This window comes from Candidatus Thiodiazotropha sp. AKIB8 (assembly GCF_058244675.1).
In genome coordinates, this window is record NZ_JBSYOO010000037.1 from 1 (window position 1) to 16,074 (window position 16,074).

Sequence of the window (16,074 nt, forward strand, 5' to 3'; positions counted from 1 at the left end):
CCCTAAAAAACACGCGGCCGGTAAACCGGCCGCTAGTCTGATCGGTTTTTGATTACAACTTAGTCACTGACTTTCAATCGGCCACCTTTACCCAGGCCACCTTTAACCTTCTGGGCTTTATAGTTGCGCAACGCTTTGACCATCTGGTTGTAGGAGTCGGCAAAAGCTGCAGTGACGACTTTTCCTTCAGGTGTGTCGGTAAATCCACCGACACTGCCCCATCTGCCACCGCCGAAGAAGCCGCCAAACAGGCTGAAGTCGAAATTTTTGGCGTTACCTACCGATGAAGAAACCTGCACCCCTGAGCGATTGTCGATCAGCAGTAGCGTGGTGGCGGCTTCATTGGATTTTAAGCCACCTGCAAGTCTGCCGAGTCGGTAGTTTCCAAGCAAGCCTCCAACAGTGGCGCCGAGGCCACCAGTGCCTTTCTCAGAGAATTGGATGCTGGGATTCATAGTGTAGTCTGCTGCTACCATCTGGCCTTTGCCGAAGTTGCTGCCCTGGCGCATCTCACCGGATTGCATAAGCGCCCGTTCCTGCATCATGTTGTTCATCGCCTTGCCACGTTCGACCACCACGAAGCAGTTGGACTGTTGAATCATCATGCGCAACACCGGTACGGTGGTACCTAGAGTTGGGTAACGCCTTCTATAGGTATGCCACCAGGGTGCGGCCTGGTCCTCTACAACAGACAATGTGCCGAGGGTCTCTTCACAACTTTCAAGTGCGCTGTTTTCTCCCGCAGAAGTTTCACCACCGGCAGCACCGGTGACGGTATTACCTGATGAGCCGCCTAAGGTGGGCATGCTGCCACCACAGCCACTGAGTCCAATTACTGCGGCGACAGTGATCCAGGTTGCTGTTTTGAAAGAACTAAATATCTTGCTCTGGATATGCATTCTCATTCTTCTCCCCTATGAGTCCAGTAGGTTATAAACCTGATGTTAAAAAGATAAATTACTTGGTTATATATATAAAGTGAGTGTGAAAGTCACTCTCACTTGTGTGTCATATTCCCGCAGCGTAAGCTTTCAGCTATGAATCCCATACTCTTAATTCTGTTGTTATTCGTCGGTACACCACTCGTCGAGCTCTATTTTCTCATTAAAGTAGGTGCTCAGATAGGTGTTTTCTCTACCCTGTTTTTAACTCTGTTTACGGCCGCATTAGGCGGGTGGATGGTACGTGCCCAGGGACTTTCAACCTTTGGTCGGGTGCAAGATGCCATGAATCGAGGCGAGGTGCCCGCGATTGATATGATGGAGGGTGCGGTATTGCTGGTTTGCGGCTTTCTGTTGCTGCTGCCTGGCTTTATTACCGATATCGTTGGCTTTATCTTTCTCATTCCCTGGATCAGGCGCTGGCTGCTGACTGTAGGTTTACAGAGTAGTGGAGTCATGCGGCCGATGCAATCGTCTCGTGATGATTCGGGGTCTGATCAGAATAGACGGGTCATAGAAGGAGAGTATCGCCGGGATGATGATTGAACCGTCGATCCCCTTTTACTCGCGGATAGTGGTGGGGAGTAGCCCCACCTTACAGATTGTCTGAGCGTTATCTGATTTACCCCGCGGTCCACTCGATCAAGGATAGACATCCGGGACAAATGTTTGGTCAGTGATGGGGGGTCTTACATAGCCGGTGTTTTCTGTTCTTTGGGGTAGTTCAATAGGCTCAGGGGTCAGATCCTTATAGGGTATCTGGCTCAGGAGGTGTGCTATGCAGTTCAGTCTTGCATGCTTTTTGATATCTGAATCAACCACATACCAAGGGGCCTGTTTTATATCTGTATGGGCAAACATCTCATCTTTGGCTCTGGAATATTCAAGCCAGCGGGAGCGTGATTCCAGATCCATCGGGCTCAGTTTCCAGCGTTTGTGAGGCTCTTCCATGCGACTTTGGAAGCGGCGTTCCTGCTCTTCATCTGAAACTGAAAACCAATATTTAATGAGTATGATGCCTGAGCGAACCAGCATACGCTCAAATTCTGGGCAGGAGCGCAAAAACTCCTGGTACTCGTCATCGGTACAAAAGCCCATCACCTTTTCAACCCCTGCACGGTTATACCAACTGCGGTCTAGCAATACCATTTCACCCGCAGCAGGCAGGTGGGGCACATAGCGCTGGAAATACCACTGGGTCTTTTCCCGTTCAGTAGGGGCTGGTAGGGCAACAACCCGACAGATACGTGGGTTGAGATGTTGATTGATGCGTTTGATCACGCCACCCTTGCCGGCAGCATCCCGCCCCTCAAAAATGACGACTACTTTCAAACCTTCGTGCTTGATCCACTCCTGTAGCTTGACCAGTTCCAATTGGAGTTTGAAAAGCTCCTTTTCGTAGACCTTGTTGTCGATCTTCTTTGGCTTTTCACTTTTCTGCTTTTTCTCTTTTTTCTCTGGCTTTGCTTCTGCCATGGCGATCTCCCGGAGTAAGGCTTATTGGCTGCTATTAATATAGCGGCAAAATGAGCTATTGGATTATTAAACTGATAGACAGATGGATAAGCGGTTCTAAATGAGGAAACTCACTCAGGCGTGCTCAAATCTTGCCTCCCCTATGTGGTTACTGAATATGCCTCGCTATTGAGTATGTTGCATCCGGAGCCACCCCAGTATGTCGGCTCTGCTTTGCGGCTCTAGACAAGCTTGTAACCTTATTATCACACAGAATGGCGGCAGGGTGAGTCAGAGCTGGAGTCTGATAGTGAAAATCTCGCGCTATGGTCTTGACTCTCGGATATTTGCCACTATTATTAGCACTCAGTAAAGGCGAGTGCTAACAACATTGCCTGCTAACCACGTAAAACATTCGAATTAAAACACCAAATATAGTTAGGAGAACAGTCGATGAATATTCGTCCGCTGCACGATCGCGTAATCGTTCGTCGTATGGAAGAAGAGCGCACCAGTCCTGGAGGCATCGTACTCCCAGATGCTGCCACTGAGAAACCCATTCAGGGTGAAGTGATGGCAGTAGGCAACGGCAAAATCACCGATAGCGGTGAAGCCCGCCCTCTGGATGTCAAAGTTGGAGATAAGATCTTGTTTGGCAAGTACTCCGGTACCGAAGTGAAAGTGGGTGGCGAGGAAGTTCTGGTCATGCGCGAAGAAGACATCATGGGTGTGATCGAGGGCTGATCGCTCAGCAGCGATATCCCTGCAGGCTTAGCCTGATGACGAATCTCAACATTTTCCAAGGAAATTAAGACATGAGTGCAAAAGAAGTACAATTTGGTGATGATGCCCGCCAACGTATGATGAAAGGCGTCAACATCCTGGCCAATGCGGTTAAGGTAACCCTCGGCCCTAAAGGTCGTAACGTAGTTCTGGAGAAGAGCTTCGGTGCGCCAACCGTAACCAAAGACGGTGTTTCAGTAGCCAAAGAGATCGAGCTTGCCGACAAGTTTGAAAACATGGGTGCGCAGATGGTTAAAGAGGTCTCTTCCCAGACTTCTGATGTTGCTGGCGACGGCACCACCACTGCTACTGTGCTGGCTCAGGCCATGGTTCGCGAGGGTCTGAAAGCGGTTGCTGCGGGAATGAATCCGATGGATCTCAAGCGGGGCATCGATAAAGCTGTGATCACCGCAGTTGAGGAGCTGAAAAACATCTCCCGTCCTTGTTCAGACGATAAAGAGATCGCCCAGGTAGGCACCATCTCTGCCAACTCTGACACCAATGTGGGCGACATCATTGCTGAAGCCATGCAGAAAGTGGGTAAAGAGGGTGTTATCACCGTCGAAGAAGGCTCTGCTCTGCAGAATGAGCTTGATGTTGTGGAAGGTATGCAGTTTGACCGTGGCTACCTCTCTCCCTACTTCGTTACCAATCAGCAGAGTCAGGCGGCTGAGCTGGATGAACCCTTTATCCTGCTGCACGACAAGAAGATCTCCAATATCCGTGAATTGCTGCCAGTGCTTGAAGGTGTTGCCAAAGCGGGTAAGCCATTGCTGATCATCGCTGAAGATGTGGAAGGCGAAGCGCTGGCTACTCTGGTGGTCAATAACCTGCGCGGTATCGTTAAGGTTACTGCGGTCAAAGCCCCAGGCTTTGGTGATCGTCGTAAGGCGATGTTGCAGGATATCGCTATCCTCACCGGTGGTACTGTAATCTCAGAAGAGGTGGGTCTTTCTCTGGAGAAAGCTACTCTTGATGATCTGGGTAGCGCTAAGAAAGTAACCATCACCAAAGAAGAGACCACAGTTATCGATGGTGCTGGTGTTGAGGGTGATATCAAGGCCCGAGTCGAGCAGATCCGTGCTCAGATTGAAGAGACCTCTTCTGACTATGATCGGGAAAAACTGCAGGAGCGTGTAGCCAAGCTCGCCGGTGGTGTTGCCGTGATCAAGGTCGGTGCTGCTACCGAAGTTGAGATGAAAGAGAAGAAGGCTCGTGTCGAAGACGCTCTGCATGCTACTCGTGCGGCAGTTGAAGAGGGCGTTGTTCCAGGTGGCGGTGTCGCTCTGGTGCGTTCTTTGCAGGCCCTCTCTGATCTGACTGGTGAAAATCACGATCAGGATGTCGGTATTACCATCGCCTGTCGTTCCATGGAAGAGCCTCTGCGTCAAATCGTCAGCAATGCTGGTGGTGAGCCTTCAGTAGTGCTGGACAAAGTTCGCAATGGTGAAGGTAACTTCGGTTTCAATGCCTCGAATGACACCTACGGCGACATGATGGATATGGGTATTCTGGATCCTACCAAGGTTACCCGTTCTGCGTTGCAGAATGCCTCTTCCGTAGCTGGCCTGATGATTACCACCGAGTGCATGGTGGCTGATGAGCCTAAGGACGATGCTGCTGGACCTCCAATGGGAGATATGGGCGGCATGGGCGGCATGGGTGGTATGGGCGGCATGATGTAAAAGCCCTACAGCTGATACGTTCAATACCGTAAACCCGCCTCCGTCAGGAGGCGGGTTTTTTTGTAAACTCTATTAAATATTTTACTGATTTAGCCGTTACCAATGTTGAAAAATCTATTTTGCACGAAGGGAGTCGTCATTTTCTGAGGAAAAGCTAATGTTACGCAGTATTGGCATTTCGGCTCGCTTTGTCTACGCGACTGTATTCGCTGTATTGGTTGTTCTGGCCATTACACTTTTCACAACATTCAACTTCATGGGGGGGATTCTCAGCACCTCTGAAGAGAATGAAATCAGCGAAATCTTCGAAAATGTAGTTTCAGGAATTGAATCCGAGGGGCGATTGGCTCGGGCTATGAGCGCCTTGGTGGCAGGTATTCCCGATGTTCAGGAGGCCTTTAGCAATAAGGACAGGGAGGCCCTGTCTGATCTCTTTGCACCAGGTTTCGCAAAGCTCAAGAAGGAGTATGGGGTTAGGCAGTTCCAATTTCATGAACCGCCTGCTACTTCCTTTCTGCGGGTACACAAACCAGCAAAATTTGGCGACGATCTATCTGGTTTTCGCCTTACCGTAGTAGAGGGTAATCGTGAGAAAAATCCAATCCAGGGGTTAGAGGTCGGTGTTGCCGGTCTTGGTATCAGAGGGTTGGTGCCTGTAAGTCATCAGGGCAAGCATATCGGTACGGTTGAATTTGGCATGTCGTTTGGTCAGGCTTTTTTCGATGAATATGCCAAGCATCATGATGTGGATCTGGAGCTTTATATTGATCGCAAAGGCGCCATGGATCGATTCGCCTCCACAATGGAAGGTAATAACCTGATCTCCTCAGATGAGTTATCTGCGATTCTAGGTGGTGAAAGTCACTATGGTCGAGGTGAGCTTAACAGCAAACCAGTAGCCTTCTATGCAGCGAATATCAACAACTATTCCGGTGATCCCATTGGTGTTTTGGTCGTTGCCAAGGATCGCTCTGAAGCAGCAAATGCAATCTCCAGTCTTACCTGGATGTTATTTGCCTTGGGCCTGGTTTCTGTGATCGTAATCGGTTTTCTGGTTTGGGTGATCAGTGGTGGCGTGGTTAAACCCATCTGTGTCGCGGCTAAGGCAATGGAGGGTATCGCCTCTGCTGATGGTGACCTGACAGTACGTATGGATGAGAGTGGAGAAGATGAGGTTTCCCGTCTCTCCAAGGCCTATAACCGCTTCGCTGAAAAGATTGAAGGTATGGTGAAAAGTGTCTCCAATTCTGCAGGTAACCTGAGTGTGCAGATCGGTGAATTCGCTAACCTGGCTGAGCATACCAATAGTGGAATTCGTCAACAGCATGAACAGACCACCCAGGTAGCTACCGCCATGACGCAGATGTCAGCCACTGTACATGAGGTGGCGCACAATACCACCCAGACCGCAGAAGCGGCTCGAGAGGCAGATATGCAGGCAAATTCAGGGCGTACTGTCGTCATGGATGTAACCAAGAGTATCGATCGCCTGGCAACGGATGTTGGCAAGGCGGTAGAGACAGTACAGCATGTGGCCGAGGACAGTGAGCGTATTGGTTCTGTGTTGGATGTCATACGCGGTATTGCTGATCAGACCAACCTGTTGGCACTGAATGCAGCCATCGAGGCGGCCCGGGCTGGAGAGCAGGGGCGTGGATTCGCAGTAGTGGCAGATGAGGTTCGTACACTGGCCAAGCGTACCCAGGATTCTACGGAAGAGATCCAGGAGATGATTGAGAGCCTGCAATCAGGAGTACGCAAGACGGTTGTTGTAATGGAGACCAGTAAGCAGCAGGCAGCAGAGAGTGTGGAACAGGCTGGACGGGCACACGCCTCTCTTGAGGAGATTAACCAGGTAATCGACTCAATTTCTGGTATGAGTGCACAGATTGCCACTGCAGCGGAAGAGCAGAGTGCAGTGGCTGAGGATATCAATCGCAATATTATCGAGATTACCCAGATTGCGGATGAGACCTATAAAGACTCTGATAAGAGCTATCAGGCCAGCACAGAGATGTCTGATGAAGTCGATAAGCTGAGTCACCTGTTGGGTCAGTTCAATATCGGTGATACTCATGGCTAGCATCTGCAACAGGCGATGCTCGCCCATCTGAGCTGGAAAACAAAGCTGCGTAGTTTCCTGGATGGAAAGGGCGCTCTGGATGAACGGGTTGCCTTTGATCATACCCAGTGTGGCTTTGGTAAATGGTATGACGCGCATGGTCGAACTGATCTGGGACATATCAGTGAGATTCGTGAGATAGAGAAGCCTCACAAGGAGCTTCACGAACTGATAAAGACCATTGCTGAGTTTAAGAAACGCGGCGACCTCGCTGGGGCTGAGCGCGAGTATCAGCGGGTCGGCCCGATGTCAGAAAATATTGTTGCTCTGATGGGGTCGATAAAGAGCAAGTTGTAGAGCATAAACAGACCAGACCACCGGGCCGATCAACGCCCGGTGGTCTTTTTTTTGATCTGCACCAGACTCTTCTACTCTATCCCTCCTCGATTGACAGAACTCCTATCCATAGGCAGACTGGCCCTGTCTCAGTGATCATCATGTTTTGGAAAGCTTCAGACACTATGGTTTGACATAATTGACTGTATCCTGATGTCCTTATTTGGGGCGAACCGAGACAGTACCATGCAAGCGGAATCGGGTGTGATTCGAATGCACCCCTATAGATTCGGCATACTCAGTTGTCGGGTTAAAAATTGATCATGCTGAGTCTCTTGCTCAGATAGTCAGGCTATCCGGTAAAAATATGGAGATGCTGCCGGTTAGTAAGTGTCTTGCGCCTCCTTTGGATGTGTTAAGTGGAAATGCCTGATTAATACCTGTCCAGATATGAAAAAAATACTTGTCATTCAATATTCTCAGACCGGCCAGCTATCCAGTATCATTGAGTCTGTTTCCCGGCCGCTGATTGCTTCCCCCGATTTGGAGGTCTCCATAGAGACCCTTCAGCCAGTTGAGCCCTATCCTTTTCCCTGGCCATTTTTCAAATTTCTGGATGTGTTTCCAGAGTGTGTGGCTTTGGATGCGCCAGAGCTTCAACCCTCTGACCTGGCGGCACATAGTGATGCTGATCTGGTAATTATTGCCTATCAGGTCTGGTTTCTCGCGCCTGCACTGCCGATCACCAGTTTTATGCAGAGTGAACAGGGTAAAGAGCTGCTTAAGGGTAAACCTGTGATTACCATCATCGGCTGCCGTAATATGTGGACCCGGGCTCAGGAGACCATGAAGGCGATGTTGGATGACTGTGGCGCCCGTTTGCTTGATAATGTGGTATTGACCGATCAAGGTTCGTTATTGGCCTCCTTTGTGACCACCCCACGATGGTTGTGGACGGGTAAAAAGGGTGCTTTCTGGGGGTTCCCCGCAGCGGGTGTTTCCAACCAGGATATTGAATCGTGCTGCCGTTTCGGAAAAGCGATTGAGGCAGGACTTGCAAAAGATAAAGAGAAGGATCAAGGCCCTATGCTATATGGATTGAAGGCTGTTGAGGCCGATGTGAGCCAGATTCAGTCGGAAAAGGTTGGTTTCCGCAGTTTTAAGGTTTGGGGTAAATTGTTACGTTCGATCGGTAAACAGGGGGATCCAAAACGGGTTCCGGTTCTGGCAATCTATGTGGTATTTCTGATTCTGATGATCATAACTGTGGTGCCAATCAGTATGTTATTGAAGGTGCTTTTAGCGCCGCTTATGAAACAAAAGCATCTACAGAGCAAATACTATTTTGAAGCGCCCTCTGGTTCAGGAGATGAGCGCATGGAAGAATTCGGTTGCAGTAAATGAGGGCATATATCACTAATACTTCGGCTTTTCTGCCGAATCAACCCGTTGAAAACGACCAGATCGAAGCTGTACTGGGTATGGTGGGGGGCAAGCCGTCCCGAGCCAAGCGCCTGGTGTTACGCAGCAATGGTATCAAGCAACGTTACTACGCCATCGATCCAGAGAGTGGTGAGATGAGCCACAATAATGCAGAAATGACTGCATCCTGTGTGCGTGGCCTGTTCGCTTCTGATGATGAGCTTGATCAGATGCAGTGCCTGGTTTCCGGAACCTCGATACCGGATCAAATCATGCCCGGTCATGGACTGATGGTTCATGGTGAGCTGGGTAATGCCTGCTGTGAAGTTATCTCCACCTCCGGCATATGCCTGAGTGGCGCAGCTGCACTGAAGTATGCCTATCTGGCAGTTAAAAGTGGTGAGTTCTCTCAGGCTGTTTCGACCGGTTCCGAGCTGGTCTCCCCGGTACTACGTGCCAACCATTTTGAAGGCGAATCAAAATATAAAGTTGAAAGTCTGGAGAAAAAACCAGAGATAGCCTTTGAGAAAGATTTTCTACGCTGGATGCTCTCCGACGGGGCTGGGGCCTTTCGTTTGGAAAGCGAACCGAATCAGCGTGCACAGCAGCCAGTGCTCGAAATAAACTGGATAGAGATCTACTCCTATGCCAACGAGCTTGAGACCTGTATGTACTCAGGGGCTGAAAAGTTCGAAGATGGCAGTCTGAAGAGCTGGAAACTCTATAGCCAGCAGGGGCTGATTGATCATTCGATCATGAGTATCAAACAGGATGTTAAGCTGCTCAATGAAAATATTGTACCCATGGCCGTCAAGGAGACACTGAAGCGGGTGATCGCCAAGACCGGCTTACAGGCTGATCAGGTAGACTATTTTCTACCCCATATCTCCTCCATGTATTTTGATGAAAAGGTCTACGAAGCGCTGGTTGAACTGAACTTTGAGATTCCCAGGGAGCGGTGGTTTACCAACCTCACCAGCAAGGGGAATACCGGTTCTGCCTCTATTTACATCATGCTGGATGAGATCCTCAAATCCGGGCGATTGCGCAGTGGTGACAGGTTGCTCTGTTTCGTGCCTGAGAGTGGCCGTTTCTCCAGCTCTTTCATGTTGCTGAGTGTGGTATGAAGATAAAAGATGTGCCCCAGGATAAGGCTGATTCGCTGGGCGGTGAGACCAAAGTGATCTACGCTGAATCGGAAGCTGGCCGGATTGAATCTTCGGAGACCAGCGGGTGGGAGGTTGAAGAGATCGTGCTGGGTCAAGCTCTGGATGAGATCAAGCGCCTGACTAAGGATGCCTATGCCCGCGCAAAGCAGGGCACTACCTCTCCGTTGGAATTTCATATGTATCACCAGAGAATGGATCTGGCGATGTTGGCCCAGGCGGTGGGGCGTTTTCAATGGATGGTTAAGCGGGATTTCTCCCCGCAGCGCTTCTCCCGGCTCTCTGCACAAAAACTGGCAAATTATGCTGACGTGCTGGGTATTGATAGCAAGACATTGAGCCAACTGCCTGAACAATATGACTGATAAGAATAATACAACCTTCGAACACCGACATGCGGCACATTGTGAAACCGGTGTAATGTCTGCCATGCTCCGTCACTATGGCTTGGCGGTGTCAGAACCGATGGCCTTTGGCCTCGCCAGTGGTTTGACCTATGCCTATATTCCTTTGGTGAAAATCAATGGTTTGCCGCTGATCGCCTATCGCACACCACCACGAATGATAATACGTGCCTTGTCGAAGCGTATCAGTGGCCTGAAGATGAATTTCCAGAAATTCCGCAAACCTGCCGAGGGTGAGCAGGCGCTGGATCGACTGTTGGATGATGGGCGGATCGTAGGGTTGCAGACCTCTGTTTTTTTTCTCCCCTATTTTCCAGAGGATATGCGTTTCCACTTTAATGCCCACAATCTGTTGGTGTATGGCCGGGAAGCGCAGGAGTTTCAGGTCAGTGACCCGGTTTTTTCCCATCTGGTGACCGTTGACAGGGAGAGTTTGAGCAAGGCTCGGTTTGCCAAAGGTGCGCTGGCGCCCAAAGGGTTACTCTACTATCCAGAAGAGGTTCCGGCAGAGATAGATTTCGAGACGGTATTGCCCAAATCGATTCGATTTACGGCCAAAATCAATGGCCCCAAAAGCCCGGTACCCATCGCCGGTTCCAAAGGGATTCACATGGTTGCCAAAAAGATTCGTAAGCTGGCGGATGCTGAAGAACGTTATGCTCATCTCTATCTGGGACATATAGTTCGCATGCAGGAGGAGATTGGCACCGGGGGTGGTGGATTTCGCTTTATGTATGCAGCCTTCCTGCAGGAGGCATCAGAGATCCTGGCTTCTGAACAACTCTCTGAGGCCGCGGAAGAGATGTCCTCCATCGGTGATGAGTGGCGTCTGTTCGCACTGATGTGCGCACGTAAAAGTAAAGCGCGCTATGACGATACCTTCGACTCAATAGCTGATCAGCTGGACAGGATTGCTGAGAAAGAGGCAGCTCTATTTGGCCGACTCAGTGCTTTTCAATCAAAGTGACACTCAGACGCTGACTGCCGGCAGTGCCATTCAACATGCCCAGGCGCTCCCCCTGTTGGGCACTCTTTAACCAGCTTTGCAGATAGTAGGCGTTTTGAGTGAGGTAGTGCCCACAGCTTGCTGTTACAAACCGCTTGCCGGGTAACTTCAGATCCTTTAATGGTGAGTTTTGGATGAAATCTCCCAGCAGGTGGTGAGTGATCTGATGTTCCCTGAAAAAAGAGGTTACTTCATCCTTGTCTAGCATCGGGCCGCAAAATTTGATTGTGGCCAGTGCTGTTTGTGAGGCGGGCTGGTCTCCGCAGAGAAACCAGAAACTCCCCTCAGCCAATGGACTATCGCCACTCATATTCAGACGGCGTCTGTGTTGCTCCAGGTCATTGGGGATCTCATCAACTGTACCGAGCAGGATGGGGGAGTCAGCGCTGTGCTGCAGCGTACTCGCTATCTCTATTCCCGCCTCGAGAGAGCAGTGGTCTCTCGAGACGGTGATTACCTGGCCATGGATGCCCAGAGTCATACAGATGTGATATGAGGTTGAGTTGTTAACTGTGTTGATAAAGCCGATTGGGTTGGGGATGGTTCCGCTGTCAAAGATCTGCTCACTGTTGGCAATGGTACTGCTCAAATTGGCATCGCCACTGGTGAGAACCAAGTTGGTATGCTCGCTCAATGGCAAGCAGCCCGGAGTGTTTGCCAACCCCAGCAGACTGAGTTGAGTTAGCCTGTCTGAGCGGCGTGGCAGCTTGAAAGGAAGCGCCTTCAATAGCGAATTCAACTTGGGTAGTTGCTGCGAAACAGTGTGGCAATAGCCACCATAGGCGAACAGGGGCAGGTTCAATTCCATTAGACCTTTTCCAAAACGAGAACGGTGTTACTCCCACCGAAACCAAAATAGTTAAGTAGATAGACACCGTTTTGGGCGTCAATATCCTCACTCAAGGGTAGTAGAGCCAGTTCCGGGTCGAGGGTTTCAAAATTGAGTGTTCTCGGTACAAATCCCTGCTTGATGGCCTGGCCGAACAGTACAAGCTCAAGGGTGCCGCAAGCGCCCAGAGTGTGGCCGACATAGGGTTTGATTGCTGTGATCGCCGGCGTATCCTGGGGGAAAACAGCCTTAATGCCACGTGACTCCGAGATGTCATTCATAGAGGTTGCGGTGCCATGGCTTTTAATCGCCACAACCTCATCCTTGCGGGTGTCGGTCTCCTTAAGGGCGATCTCCAGAGTTTCGGCGATGGTCGAGCCGTCCGGGTTTGATGTGGTAATGCTATAGGGATCAAAACTGCTTCCACCACCACGTAGATAGAGTCTTGTTTCAGAGCCCTCCGTTGCGCTCAAGATCACCGCTGAGCAGGACTCGCCGAGGATGATGCCATCACGGTTCTTATCGAAAGGTGCAACCCGCTCTTGTGCAATCAGCTGTAGACCTGAAAAACCATTGATTGTGGTCTCGTTGAAGAGTTCGATTCCCACCACGATGGCGTGTTGGTAGCGTCCCTGCTGAATCATGCTTTGGGCAAGCAACAGGGCGTTGGCGCTGGAGGTGCAGGCAGAGTTGATGTTGAAAGGTTCGGTGTTGATGCCGAACTTCTCACAGATCAACTCACCCAGGTGGTTGTAGCCGGTAAATGGCATTGGGATTGCCTGCTGACTGTTCTCCCTGAGTTGCCGTTTGTATTCAATTTCACTGCGACGAAGATCATAAGATGATGAGCCGATGAAGAGGCCGGTTTCGGCTATCTGCTCGGGGTTTAATTGACTTCTTTCCAGCGCCTTCTCTATGACCTCGAAGAGTATTCTTTCTGTCCGCTCCGGTTGATCGAACTGTTCATCGATTGCGTAGTAGGGCAGCCGAAGATCTGTCGAATCCAGATGAATAGTTGATGGTTTGAAATGCCCCTCCCTGGCTTGCTGATCAGGCGTGCGGGAGATCTCCCCGCCCAGATGGGAAGCGCAGGATAGCCCGATGATGGATAGCTTAGAGTGACTCGTCATAGACGCTCTACCATACAGCAAGTCTGGCAGGGGCTAGCCGCGCCTTGATCTGGCCTATTGGGGTGGCTCTGAATGGTAGAGTATCTATGACGAGGCACACTAGCAGAATTCATGGGTTACTCTGGGTGCAGGTGGTCGGCAAGGTTGTTGATTGTGGCGAGAATCTCTCTCGATTCCGCATCATTCTGGATATGTACCCCATATCGATTCTTTATTGTCACTATAACCTGGAGCATGTCGATTGAGTCGAGTCCAAAGCGGGCGTCCGGCCCAGCAAGATATTCGTCATCCTTAATCTCCTGAGGATCGAATTCGTCTAACCGACATTCATCCACGATCATCTGTTTTAGTTCCAGTTTAAACTGTGTATCCGTTGAACCTTTCATTATTTAGTGTCCGTCAGGCCTCGGTATGAGTAGAGTGAGAGTAAGAACAAGCAGCCGGAGAATGCCAGCAGTTTGAGGATCTCGGGCCCGACCATGGCCCATCCCCCCTGTCTCAAAAGGATGGAGAAGAAGCCCTCTAATGCCCAGTTCATGGGTGAGAGCGCGGCTATCTGCTGCATCAGTTCGGGCATCACAAAAGTTGGCACCATGATACCACCAATAGCCGCCAGAATAAGATTACTAATACCACCCAGCGTGGTGGCCTGTTCCGTGGTTTTGGCGCGGGTCGCGATCAATAAGGCAAAACTGATTGCAGACAGGCTGGTGGTTAAAATCAGCGGCGCCAGCAGCCAGGTCTCTCCAACCAGATGAAGGCCTTCGCCTGTTACCAAAGGAACGAGGTAGATGCCTACCAGTAACATCAATGCAGCCTGTACCAGATTGATGCCGAGGTAGGGAATGATTTTACCGATTAGCAGATAGCTGTTGGGGACTGGCAAGGTTTGCAGCCGTTGCAGGGTGCCTTGCTGCCGCTCAGTAAGTAGCGTGGTGGATATCGGCAGGACGACAAAAAACATGGAGAAGATCAACCAGGCAGGAACGCTCTGCTGGACTGAGTTGGGTTGTGATTCAAGGTCGCTGCCCTGGGTCTGGGATGTGACCAGCGATCGGCCGAGCAGGTGATCGACACGGGCCTGACGTTGGGATTGGGTGAGGTCGTCATATTCAAACAGTTTGTTCACCTGATAGGCGCCAAGGGCTTCACGGACTGCACCCAGGATTGAGCGTCGCAGTGAGTTGGGCAGGCTGGCGGCATAGATGATCTGTAATTTTTCGCTCTTATCGGTAACCGGGGAGTCGATGGATTTTGAAAACTGTGCAGGGAGAATGATCCCGCCAAGGATCTCCCCACTAACCAGCAGTTGGGTTAACTGATCCTGGCTGTTGACTTGTTCGACCCTCAAACCTTCGAGATGGCTGAATGTCTGGGTCAGGTCACTATTCTGATCGGCTCCGTTTTCGACCCAAAGCCCAACCTTTGGCTGATCCTTGCTCTCCGGGCTCATACGATCCTGGAGGGCCATGGACATGATAAGAATGAACACAATCGGCAGTAGAAACAGAACCAGCAGAGCGTGAATATCCCTGGATACCAGCAGCAGCTCCTTCTTGATTACAGCAATCAGCATGGGTCAGTCCCTTAACCGGGTATGGGTCAGTTCGAAAAAGAGCTTTTCGAGGGTATGTTTGCCATAGGAGAGTGTGACCACATTGATACCCAGGGCATCGATGGATTGAAGTAGTTCAGCGATCTCACCTTCATCTTTGGGGTGGCCGATAATGGTTCGTTCTGACAACTTAAAGCCGCGTATCTCTAGCGCATCGCTGAGCTGATGAAGCAGACTTTCATCTTTTTCTGCTTCCAGCTCGATAGTCAAAAGGGGATCTCTTTCGAGAATCTTCTGTAGAGGGCCATGTACCAGAATTTGTCCATGATCCATGATCGCCACCTCGTCACAGAGTTGTTCGATCTCCTCCATATAGTGGCTGGTATAGACAATGGTGCTGCCCGCCTTGTTCAAGGCCCGGATCGATTGCAGGATGAAGTGGCGGGATTGAGGGTCTATGCCGACTGTGGGTTCATCTAGAAAGATCAGTTCAGGTCTGTTGAGTAGGCCTATTGCCAGGTTGAGGCGTCGCTTCAACCCCCCGGAAAAATGTTTGGCCAGCTTTTTTGCCTGGTCAGCCAAACCGGTCAGTTTCAGTGCTTCATCGATGAGCTGCGGGCTTTGGCGACCCTGTTTGGGATAGAGACTGGAAAAAAACTGCAGATTCTCCATCACAGTGAGCTGGGGATAAAAAGCATACTCCTGTGGGATGTGTGCCAGCTTTTCAAGAATCCTGCCCCGATTACTCTGGTAAGTTTCGCCATTAATGCGGATATCGCCGCTGCTGGGTTTACGTTGCCCAGTCATCAATGAGATCAGGGTGGTCTTGCCAGCGCCATTGGGTCCTAATAACCCAAACAGGGAGCCCCTCTGAATCTCCAGATTGAGATCATCGAACAGAGGGGGGCTCTGCGGGTAGTGATAATCGATATGTTGAAGGTTTATCATGCTTGACCTAAGCCGAAAATTAGACCCGGACGGTTTGCAGTGGGGCTTGTTTGTATCTTCTGAATGCCATCTGGAATTTGGGTAATTAAAGTGTAGTTTGACCAAGCTGAGTAGAAACTCAAAGCGTACTTACAGGTTATAATTTCGGCTCTGGTAACGCCTCGAAACCCGCTGCTGAAGGCTGCAACCCTATGTGATTTGTTACCACTTGGCAATAATCGTTAACCCGATCTATGATTGATCCGGCATTTGATGCAAGACTCCGCGCTGTTCCGGTTCGCCGTGATCGATAGTGGGGTTGGTTCAATCCCCGCTCAGGTGTAACCTGACTGGATGCCGCTACAATAAATCT

General features: G+C 50.4%; 16 protein-coding genes. 9 read left to right on the forward strand and 7 right to left on the reverse strand.

Annotation, left to right across the window (positions count from 1 at the left end):
• Positions 1-59 precede the first annotated feature (59 nt).
• Positions 60-905, reverse strand: a complete 846-nt coding sequence (locus AC4IFB_RS10910) for a CsgG/HfaB family protein (RefSeq protein WP_490775556.1) — start codon at positions 903-905, stop codon at positions 60-62.
• Positions 906-1,037: 132 nt separating this feature from the next.
• Here AC4IFB_RS10910 and AC4IFB_RS10915 point away from each other — a divergent pair, with 132 nt between their 5' ends.
• Positions 1,038-1,487 (forward strand): FxsA family protein, encoded by a 450-nt coding sequence (locus AC4IFB_RS10915; protein WP_490780179.1) that lies wholly within the window; start codon positions 1,038-1,040, stop codon positions 1,485-1,487.
• Between the two features lie 96 nt (positions 1,488-1,583).
• On the opposite strand, the gene ppk2 is transcribed toward AC4IFB_RS10915, so the two are convergent.
• Positions 1,584-2,417 (reverse strand): polyphosphate kinase 2, encoded by an 834-nt coding sequence (gene ppk2, locus AC4IFB_RS10920; RefSeq protein WP_490780180.1) that lies wholly within the window; start codon positions 2,415-2,417, stop codon positions 1,584-1,586.
• A 432-nt stretch (positions 2,418-2,849) separates the two neighbouring features.
• Between ppk2 and AC4IFB_RS10925 the strand changes: the two genes are divergently transcribed.
• The 8 genes from AC4IFB_RS10925 to darH all read left to right on the forward strand — a co-directional run bounded on the left by AC4IFB_RS10925 (position 2,850) and on the right by darH (position 11,221).
• Complete coding sequence (locus AC4IFB_RS10925; protein ID WP_490775559.1) at positions 2,850-3,140, forward strand: co-chaperone GroES; 291 nt, start codon at positions 2,850-2,852, stop codon at positions 3,138-3,140.
• Between the two features lie 71 nt (positions 3,141-3,211).
• Positions 3,212-4,864: a chaperonin GroEL gene (groL, locus tag AC4IFB_RS10930; RefSeq protein WP_490775560.1), complete on the forward strand. Its 1,653-nt coding sequence runs from the start codon at positions 3,212-3,214 to the stop codon at positions 4,862-4,864.
• A gap of 157 nt (positions 4,865-5,021) precedes the next feature.
• Positions 5,022-6,947 carry a methyl-accepting chemotaxis protein gene (locus tag AC4IFB_RS10935; protein WP_490780181.1) on the forward strand — a complete coding sequence of 642 codons (1,926 nt, stop codon included), beginning with the start codon at positions 5,022-5,024 and terminating at the stop codon, positions 6,945-6,947.
• Positions 6,948-6,962: 15 nt separating this feature from the next.
• Complete coding sequence (locus tag AC4IFB_RS10940; protein WP_490780182.1) at positions 6,963-7,283, forward strand: CZB domain-containing protein; 321 nt, start codon at positions 6,963-6,965, stop codon at positions 7,281-7,283.
• Positions 7,284-7,712: 429 nt separating this feature from the next.
• The gene (locus AC4IFB_RS10945) at positions 7,713-8,666 is read left to right on the forward strand and encodes a dialkylresorcinol condensing enzyme (protein WP_490780183.1); all 954 of its coding nucleotides are present in this window, start codon (positions 7,713-7,715) and stop codon (positions 8,664-8,666) included.
• Positions 8,663-9,811 (forward strand): beta-ketoacyl-ACP synthase III, encoded by a 1,149-nt coding sequence (locus tag AC4IFB_RS10950; protein ID WP_490775564.1) that lies wholly within the window; start codon positions 8,663-8,665, stop codon positions 9,809-9,811. Before AC4IFB_RS10945 ends, AC4IFB_RS10950 begins: the two co-directional genes overlap by 4 nt.
• Complete coding sequence (locus tag AC4IFB_RS10955) at positions 9,808-10,215, forward strand: DarG family dialkylresorcinol biosynthesis protein (RefSeq protein ID WP_490780184.1); 408 nt, start codon at positions 9,808-9,810, stop codon at positions 10,213-10,215. The genes AC4IFB_RS10950 and AC4IFB_RS10955 overlap by 4 nt, the downstream gene beginning before the upstream one ends.
• A complete protein-coding gene (gene darH, locus AC4IFB_RS10960) occupies positions 10,208-11,221 on the forward strand; it encodes a BtrH-related acyltransferase DarH (RefSeq protein ID WP_490775566.1) in 1,014 nt (337 codons plus the stop codon). Before AC4IFB_RS10955 ends, darH begins: the two co-directional genes overlap by 8 nt.
• Here darH and AC4IFB_RS10965 read toward each other — a convergent pair.
• The 5 genes from AC4IFB_RS10965 to AC4IFB_RS10985 all read right to left on the reverse strand — a co-directional run bounded on the left by AC4IFB_RS10965 (position 11,199) and on the right by AC4IFB_RS10985 (position 15,722).
• Complete coding sequence (locus AC4IFB_RS10965) at positions 11,199-12,068, reverse strand: hypothetical protein (RefSeq protein WP_490780185.1); 870 nt, start codon at positions 12,066-12,068, stop codon at positions 11,199-11,201. The two genes, darH and AC4IFB_RS10965, sit on opposite strands and share 23 nt — an antisense overlap.
• Positions 12,068-13,219 (reverse strand): beta-ketoacyl synthase N-terminal-like domain-containing protein, encoded by a 1,152-nt coding sequence (locus AC4IFB_RS10970; protein WP_490780186.1) that lies wholly within the window; start codon positions 13,217-13,219, stop codon positions 12,068-12,070. The genes AC4IFB_RS10965 and AC4IFB_RS10970 overlap by 1 nt, the downstream gene beginning before the upstream one ends.
• Before the next feature lie 116 nt (positions 13,220-13,335).
• The gene (locus AC4IFB_RS10975; RefSeq protein WP_490780187.1) at positions 13,336-13,605 is read right to left on the reverse strand and encodes a phosphopantetheine-binding protein; all 270 of its coding nucleotides are present in this window, start codon (positions 13,603-13,605) and stop codon (positions 13,336-13,338) included.
• Positions 13,605-14,795 carry an ABC transporter permease gene (locus AC4IFB_RS10980; protein WP_490775570.1) on the reverse strand — a complete coding sequence of 397 codons (1,191 nt, stop codon included), beginning with the start codon at positions 14,793-14,795 and terminating at the stop codon, positions 13,605-13,607. The genes AC4IFB_RS10975 and AC4IFB_RS10980 overlap by 1 nt, the downstream gene beginning before the upstream one ends.
• 3 nt (positions 14,796-14,798) lie before the next feature.
• Positions 14,799-15,722: an ABC transporter ATP-binding protein gene (locus tag AC4IFB_RS10985; protein ID WP_490775571.1), complete on the reverse strand. Its 924-nt coding sequence runs from the start codon at positions 15,720-15,722 to the stop codon at positions 14,799-14,801.
• Between the last annotated feature and the right edge of the window lie 352 nt (positions 15,723-16,074).

Bases quoted from the DNA above. Each gene is read 5' to 3' on its own strand.
- groL (WP_490775560.1), top strand. From the start codon at position 3,212: ATGAGTGCAAAAGAAGTACAATTTGGTGATGATGCCCGCCAACGTATG.
- AC4IFB_RS10985 (WP_490775571.1), bottom strand. From the start codon at position 15,722: ATGATAAACCTTCAACATATCGATTATCACTACCCGCAGAGCCCCCCT.
- AC4IFB_RS10980 (WP_490775570.1), bottom strand. From the start codon at position 14,795: ATGCTGATTGCTGTAATCAAGAAGGAGCTGCTGCTGGTATCCAGGGAT.
- ppk2 (WP_490780180.1), bottom strand. From the start codon at position 2,417: ATGGCAGAAGCAAAGCCAGAGAAAAAAGAGAAAAAGCAGAAAAGTGAA.
- AC4IFB_RS10910 (WP_490775556.1), bottom strand. From the start codon at position 905: ATGAGAATGCATATCCAGAGCAAGATATTTAGTTCTTTCAAAACAGCA.
- AC4IFB_RS10940 (WP_490780182.1), top strand. From the start codon at position 6,963: ATGCTCGCCCATCTGAGCTGGAAAACAAAGCTGCGTAGTTTCCTGGAT.
- AC4IFB_RS10950 (WP_490775564.1), top strand. From the start codon at position 8,663: ATGAGGGCATATATCACTAATACTTCGGCTTTTCTGCCGAATCAACCC.
- AC4IFB_RS10925 (WP_490775559.1), top strand. From the start codon at position 2,850: ATGAATATTCGTCCGCTGCACGATCGCGTAATCGTTCGTCGTATGGAA.
- AC4IFB_RS10975 (WP_490780187.1), bottom strand. From the start codon at position 13,605: ATGAAAGGTTCAACGGATACACAGTTTAAACTGGAACTAAAACAGATG.
- AC4IFB_RS10970 (WP_490780186.1), bottom strand. From the start codon at position 13,219: ATGACGAGTCACTCTAAGCTATCCATCATCGGGCTATCCTGCGCTTCC.
- AC4IFB_RS10945 (WP_490780183.1), top strand. From the start codon at position 7,713: ATGAAAAAAATACTTGTCATTCAATATTCTCAGACCGGCCAGCTATCC.
- AC4IFB_RS10935 (WP_490780181.1), top strand. From the start codon at position 5,022: ATGTTACGCAGTATTGGCATTTCGGCTCGCTTTGTCTACGCGACTGTA.
- AC4IFB_RS10965 (WP_490780185.1), bottom strand. From the start codon at position 12,068: ATGGAATTGAACCTGCCCCTGTTCGCCTATGGTGGCTATTGCCACACT.
- AC4IFB_RS10955 (WP_490780184.1), top strand. From the start codon at position 9,808: ATGAAGATAAAAGATGTGCCCCAGGATAAGGCTGATTCGCTGGGCGGT.
- darH (WP_490775566.1), top strand. From the start codon at position 10,208: ATGACTGATAAGAATAATACAACCTTCGAACACCGACATGCGGCACAT.
- AC4IFB_RS10915 (WP_490780179.1), top strand. From the start codon at position 1,038: ATGAATCCCATACTCTTAATTCTGTTGTTATTCGTCGGTACACCACTC.